The sequence below is a fragment of the Dellaglioa sp. CoH-57-MRSF-21 genome, assembly GCF_056781915.1.
Map to the genome: position 1 here is coordinate 1 of NZ_JBXAXU010000016.1, position 956 is coordinate 956.

3 protein-coding genes are annotated in these 956 nt (G+C 58.1%); all 3 read right to left on the reverse strand.

Annotation, left to right across the window (positions count from 1 at the left end; translation table 11 throughout):
• Positions 1–27: 27 nt before the first annotated feature.
• From AC1RPQ_RS07625 to AC1RPQ_RS07635, 3 genes are read right to left on the reverse strand one after another with little or no spacing between them, the layout of a single operon-like run.
• Positions 28–414, reverse strand: coding sequence for a hypothetical protein (locus AC1RPQ_RS07625; protein WP_289900948.1), 387 nt, complete (start codon positions 412–414; stop codon positions 28–30).
• Positions 405–614 (reverse strand): hypothetical protein, encoded by a 210-nt coding sequence (locus tag AC1RPQ_RS07630; protein WP_289875373.1) that lies wholly within the window; start codon positions 612–614, stop codon positions 405–407. Before AC1RPQ_RS07630 ends, AC1RPQ_RS07625 begins: the two co-directional genes overlap by 10 nt.
• A 4-nt stretch (positions 615–618) precedes the next feature.
• A complete protein-coding gene (locus AC1RPQ_RS07635) occupies positions 619–939 on the reverse strand; it encodes a DUF7447 family protein (protein ID WP_289860514.1) in 321 nt (106 codons plus the stop codon).
• Between the last annotated feature and the right edge of the window lie 17 nt (positions 940–956).

The following is a 956-nucleotide window of genomic DNA, read 5'->3' on the forward strand; positions in this document are numbered from 1 at the left end:
CTCAAAATCGATTTTGTCCATTTTTGCTTACACGATCAACAGTTTTTCGTAACCCAGCGTCCGGGCGATGGCCGCCAGCGTCGCCGCCTCAGTCATCGCGGTTTGCGTGACCGGCCCGCGCTCGTCGTGCACCTTAATGCCCGCGCTCGTAAGTGCGCGGTCAAAGGCAAGCGGCAAATCGCCTTTTGGTGCCACTCCGTAACCAGACGTTCCGGACGCCCCGCACTTGACCGTAAGTGTCGCGTACACATTGGCCCCCGACGACGAACGCGACGCCCAGTAACGCAGGCTGCACACGCATTCAAGATCGCCCGTTACAGGATTCAGGGCGACAAGCGCGAGTGACCGAATCCGTTCCTTCGTCTCGTCGTGATTACGGCCGTTTGCGCTGCATCCGTCGAATGTTACGCGCATGCGTCACTCGCGTACGCATAGCCGTCGTGTTCGCGAATCGGTTCCCCGTCTTCGGTAAGTGCCACGCACTCACCCGCCGCGCGGCCGTGAAGCTCGCGCGCGGCTTGCACCCATTCGAGATATTCGCGGATCGGGGCGTTACTGCGCTCCGTGTCCAAAACGGTTCCCAAATTGCTGACGATGATTTGATAGCGTGCCATGGTCTTACCCTTGTTGTGCTTCGTGATGGGTGAGCGCGATTTGCGCGATAGCTTCGGTCGCGCCTTCGCGGAACCGGTACGAATGGAATTTTCCGACAGTATCCAGTGCGCCAGCAGCGGACAGAGAACGCACACTGTAACGCGCCTCATTCGACGGGTTCGTTTCGCGCGTCACAAAATAATACGTGTCGCCAATCAGGTACCCGGTGCGCGGCAACACGGTTTTAAAAAATCGCATGGTGTCGCGGTCGAACCAATGGCCGCCGTTCTTTTCCGCGTAGTAAGCGCGGATTTCGGACATGGGGACAGTCTTTGCGTGTTTCATGTTTTTACCCTGTCAGG

Bases quoted from the DNA above. Each gene is read 5' to 3' on its own strand.
- AC1RPQ_RS07630 (WP_289875373.1), bottom strand. From the start codon at position 614: ATGGCACGCTATCAAATCATCGTCAGCAATTTGGGAACCGTTTTGGAC.
- AC1RPQ_RS07635 (WP_289860514.1), bottom strand. From the start codon at position 939: ATGAAACACGCAAAGACTGTCCCCATGTCCGAAATCCGCGCTTACTAC.
- AC1RPQ_RS07625 (WP_289900948.1), bottom strand. From the start codon at position 414: ATGCGCGTAACATTCGACGGATGCAGCGCAAACGGCCGTAATCACGAC.